We start from the raw sequence: 4,604 nt of genomic DNA, 5'->3' as shown, positions 1-4,604 counted from the left end.
ACGTCGGCCGAGGAGGCGGCGGTCGCGTGCAGCACCAGCGCCGCGTCGTCCGCGGCGGCGGCCACCGCGTCGAGCACGTCGGCCGTCGAGAGGAGGCCGTGCCCGTCGAGGACGTCCACCACCACCACGACGTGCGCCCCGGGCGCGACGCGGGCCGCACCGGCGACGCCCTGGTCGAGGCGGACCTGGTACTTGGACTGGTGCGGCTCCCTGTGCTGGGGCTGCTGCTGCGGGGCCTGCGGCTGGGATGCCGTCTGCTGGGGGGCTGTGCGGGGTGCGGTCACGTCCTCAGGGTAGGTCGGGGCGCCTCCTCGGGTCGGTGCGTTGCCCCGCGTTACGACGAGCGCGGGCTGCACGATGCAGGACGTCGCGACCCGCGCCGCCTGCACCGAGCACGGTTCAGGACCGCGAGTCCCCCCGCCGCACGGCTCAGGACAGATCTTCCTGAATGAGGAGGGCCACAGGACGCCGCGCCCGCCGCCCAGCCCACGGGAGCAGACTCGTCCGCATGCACGTGCAGCTCAAGATCCGACTCGCCTGTCCCGTCGACGCCGCGGCCGACGCCCTGCGCGACCCGGCCGTCATGGTCGCCGTGACGAAGCCGCTGGTGCGGTACCGCTCGCTCGCGCCCGACGGCTTCCCTAGCCGCTGGACCGAGGAGGCGCACCCCGTGACCGCCCACATCCTCGGCCTGCTGCCCCTCGGCGACACGCACGTCGACCTCGACTGGCACGACCGTGACGGCGCCTGGATCCAGCGTGACACCGGGAGGGGCACCGCCGGCCAGTTCTCGCGGATGCGCATCGACCACCGCATGGCGGTGTCGCCCCTGGGCCCCGACGAGACCCTGCTGCGCGACCGCCTGGTGTTCCACGCCGGGCCGGTCGGCATCGCCCTGTGGCCCGGGCTCTGGCTCGTCTGGCAGTGGCGGGCGCTCCGGATGCGCGCCCTCGCGCCGGGCTGGCGTGCACCCGAGACGCACCCGCGCCACGCGGGCTGAGCGCGAGCACGCGCCGGTCGAGACCGGCGCACGCGGCCACGTCCCGACCGGGGCGAGCGCGACCTAGCCCTTCGGCTCCTGGTCGACCTCGACGGCGACCGAGTAGTCGTCGCCTCCGTCGGTGCTGATCGTCGAGACCGAGTCGTAGACCGTCTCGTCTCCGATCGCGCCGACGTCGCAGTGCACCTCGTCGCCGTCGACGAGGTCGATCGCGTCGTCGCCGCAGTCGACGTCGGGTCGCTGGCCGACGGTCTGCTCGAGCGCGTCCGCGACCGTGGTCGCGAACTTGTCGGCGGAGACCGTCCGGTTCACCTGTGCGGAGCACCCCGCGAGCCCGAGCCCCAGCACCGCGGTCGTGACGAGCACGGTCGTGGCCGTGCGGATCCTGTTCTGCATGTTCTTCCCCCTGACGGGACGACCGTCGCCCCCGGGCCGATCCTGGCAGACCGCGCCGTCGCACGACCGGCTGCCCGGAGAGCGGCCCGGTCGTCGCCCGACCGGCCGCCGCGAGACGAGGAGGCGCCTTCCCGGTCCCCGAGGAGGCGTCCCGACTACCGTCGCCCGCGTGACCGACCCGACCCCCACCTCCTCGTCCCCCACCGCCGCAGGCGACGCCGCCGCGGCCGCGCCCCTCGTGCCCGACACCGACTCGGGCCTCGCGCTGGCGGCGTGGCGCCGGACGATCCACGGGCTGTACCGGCAGGTGCGCGAGGCGACCGACCTCGAGGCGGCGCACGACCTGTGGCGACGCACCCGCGACGAGCTCTTCACGACGAACCCGGTCACCCCGCTGCTCCCCGAGGACAGGCCGCACTTCACCGGCCTGCCGACGAAGCCGTACGACGCCGCGTGGCGCTTCGAGGTGCCGATCCTGCCCGCGGAGCCGCAGCGCATGGTCGTCGAGACGGGCACCGACGGCGACGTGCCCTTCGACCGGGTCGGGCGGGTCGAGGTGCCGGGCGTCGGCTCGCTCGACGTGTGGCGGCTGCGCTCGTACGGGGGCGGCCTGTTCGTCCCGGTCGGGGACGCGCTCGCCGGCAAGCCGGGCGGCACCTACGGAGGCGGCCGGTACCTGATCGACTCCGTCAAGGGCGCCGATCTCGGGCCCGGGTCCGAGCCCGGGACGATCGTGCTCGACTTCAACTTCGCCTACAACCCGAGCTGCGCCTACGACCCCGCGTGGGCCTGCCCGCTCGCGCAGCCCGGCAACCGCGTGGCCGTCGAGATCCCGGTCGGCGAGCGGTACTCGGGGGCACACTGAGCCCCGGCCCGGACCGTGCAGCGGGGGCAGGACGACCTGTCCGCTAGCGTGGCCGCATGACCGTGCCGACGCCGCCCGACGGCTCTTCATCCGCGACAGCTGCCCCCTCCTCGCCCGAGGTCGTGACGGAGGCGCTGCTCGCACTCGGCCGCGACCCCGCGAACCCGTTCACGGTCGCCGTCGAGGACGGCAGGATCGTCGCCACCTGGGTGTACCAGGACGCCCGGGGCATGCTCGGCAGCAGCCGCTCCGGCTACCGGCTGCGCATCACGCTGCTGCCCGAGACCCACGAGTACAAGCGGTCGGAGATCAACACCGAGCGCAGCGTCGGGACTGCGTCCGGCTCGTACACGTTCAACTCGGCGAAGGTCGTCGGTCCCGTCAAGCGGACCCTCGCCGCACACGGCTGGCACCGTCGGAGGACGGCCCTCGGCAAGGCGATCCGCGGCCTCTTCTCCTAGGTCGACCCGCCTGCCCGGCGTGCGCGCCCTGCGGGCCCGGCCCGCACCTCCTCGCGTTCTGCGACGAGTGCCGCTAAGCTGATGTCACTTGCGAGCCGGCCCGACCGGCTCCCTGCGTCGTAGCACGCCCCTCCTCGCCTCTCGCCCTGGCACACACCCAGGCACCCAGCAGGCGCGCGAAGCTCACTCTGCGGCGAAACGATCGTGCACACCTGCACCGTCGCCACACCTCGAGCCCGGCTACGACAGCCGCTCACCGGCTCTGCACCGCCGTTCCCGGCAACGCCCACGACCACTGCGTCAGGGCGACCGAGACGCGTGGCCCGCAGCCTCGGCCCGGCTCGACACCTGCCCCTGAAAGGCACGCATGTCACTCACCACCGACTCCCCCGTCGTCCCGGTCGCCGACGCGACCGACGCCCCCGCCGTCTCGTTCGCCTCCCTCGGGGTCCCCGCCCCGATCGTCTCCGCCCTCGCGAAGGACGGCAAGGAGAACGCGTTCCCGATCCAGGTCGACACGCTCCCCGACACCCTCGGCGGACGCGACGTCCTCGGCCGCGGCAAGACCGGCTCGGGCAAGACCCTCGCCTTCTCGATCCCGATGGCCGCGCGCCTCGGCGGCAAGCTCGCCGGCGGCAAGCGCCGCCCGGGCCGCCCGCTCGGCCTCGTGCTCGCCCCGACGCGCGAGCTCGCCACGCAGATCGACGCCGTCCTCGCGCCGATGGCGGCCGCGTACGGCATGAACACCACCACGATCTTCGGCGGCGTCTCGCAGAACCGCCAGGTCCAGGCCCTCAAGTCGGGCGTCGACATCGTCATCGCGTGCCCCGGCCGCCTCGAGGACCTCATGAAGCAGGGCTTCATCAAGCTCGACGCCGTCGAGATCACCGTGCTCGACGAGGCCGACCACATGGCCGACCTGGGTTTCCTGCCCGGCGTCACCCGCATCATGAAGGCCACCCCGAACGACGGCCAGCGCCTGCTCTTCAGCGCGACCCTCGACAACGGCGTGGACAAGCTGGTCAAGCAGTTCCTCCACAACGAGGTGCTGCACTCGGTCGACGAGGCGAACTCGCCCGTCGCCGCGATGACCCACCACGTCTTCGAGACGCCCGACCTCGACAGCAAGAACGCCCTCGTGCAGAAGCTCGCCTCGGGCAAGGGGCGCCGCATCCTCTTCATGCGGACCAAGCACCACGCCAAGAAGCTCGCCAAGAAGCTGACCGAGGCCGGCATCCCCTCGGTCGACCTGCACGGCAACCTGTCGCAGCCGCAGCGCGACCGCAACCTCGCCGCGTTCCAGGACGGCTCGGCCCGCGTGCTCGTCGCCACCGACGTCGCCGCCCGCGGCGTGCACGTCGACGACATCGAGCTCGTGATCCACGTCGACCCGCCCACCGAGCACAAGGCGTACCTGCACCGCTCGGGCCGCACCGCCCGCGCCGGAGCCGAGGGCGACGTCGTCACCCTCGTCATCCCCAGCCAGAAGCGCGACGTCGCCCAGCTGATGAAGAAGGCCGACATCAAGCCGACCACCACGGCCGTCACGACCTCCTCCCCCGAGGTCGCGGCGCTCGTCGGCGAGGTCGCCGCGTACGTGAAGCCCCTGCCGAAGTCGGCCGTCCAGCAGCAGCAGGGCGGCGGCAACGGAGGAGGCGGCGGCGGTCGCTCGCAGGGCGCCAACGCCCAGCGCAAGCGCGCCGCCCGCCAGGACAGCACCGGCGCCCCGATCGCCCGTGCCGACCGCTCGGGTCGTCCCGCTGCGGGCGGCGGCCGTGCAGGAGGCGCGGGTCGCGACGGCGGACCCGCCCGCTCGGGCGGTCGTGACGGAGCACCCCGTGGCGGACGCGACGGCGGCGGTCGCTCGCGCGACGCTGCTCCC

5 protein-coding genes and 1 pseudogene are annotated in these 4,604 nt (G+C 73.7%); 4 read left to right on the top strand and 2 right to left on the bottom strand.

Features of this window, described 5'->3' with window-relative positions; all coding sequences use genetic code 11:
• Positions 1-284: pseudogene (locus RWM17_RS12520) on the bottom strand (hypothetical protein); the annotation flags it as partial.
• A gap of 224 nt (positions 285-508) precedes the next feature.
• Between RWM17_RS12520 and RWM17_RS12515 the strand changes: the two are divergent.
• A complete protein-coding gene (locus RWM17_RS12515) occupies positions 509-1,000 on the top strand; it encodes a hypothetical protein (protein WP_314104146.1) in 492 nt (163 codons plus the stop codon).
• Between the two features lie 63 nt (positions 1,001-1,063).
• Here the strand turns inward: RWM17_RS12515 and RWM17_RS12510 are convergent, their stop codons facing one another.
• Complete coding sequence (locus RWM17_RS12510) at positions 1,064-1,396, bottom strand: DUF4333 domain-containing protein (RefSeq protein WP_314104145.1); 333 nt, start codon at positions 1,394-1,396, stop codon at positions 1,064-1,066.
• Between the two features lie 238 nt (positions 1,397-1,634).
• On the opposite strand from RWM17_RS12510, the gene RWM17_RS12505 reads away from it, so the two are divergent.
• The 3 genes from RWM17_RS12505 to RWM17_RS12495 form a co-directional block, all read left to right on the top strand.
• Positions 1,635-2,261: a DUF1684 domain-containing protein gene (locus tag RWM17_RS12505; protein ID WP_314104147.1), complete on the top strand. Its 627-nt coding sequence runs from the start codon at positions 1,635-1,637 to the stop codon at positions 2,259-2,261.
• Positions 2,262-2,317: 56 nt separating this feature from the next.
• Positions 2,318-2,722, top strand: a complete 405-nt coding sequence (locus RWM17_RS12500; protein WP_314104144.1) for a hypothetical protein — start codon at positions 2,318-2,320, stop codon at positions 2,720-2,722.
• Between the two features lie 367 nt (positions 2,723-3,089).
• On the top strand, positions 3,090-4,604 hold a 1,515-nt coding region (locus tag RWM17_RS12495), incomplete at its 3' end, for a DEAD/DEAH box helicase (RefSeq protein ID WP_314104143.1).

It is taken from the genome of uncultured Frigoribacterium sp. (assembly GCF_963515265.1).
Lineage (GTDB): Bacteria > Actinomycetota > Actinomycetes > Actinomycetales > Microbacteriaceae > Frigoribacterium.
The sequence above is the reverse complement of the archived record's forward strand: the minus strand, read 5'-3'. Positions and strand labels throughout refer to the sequence as shown.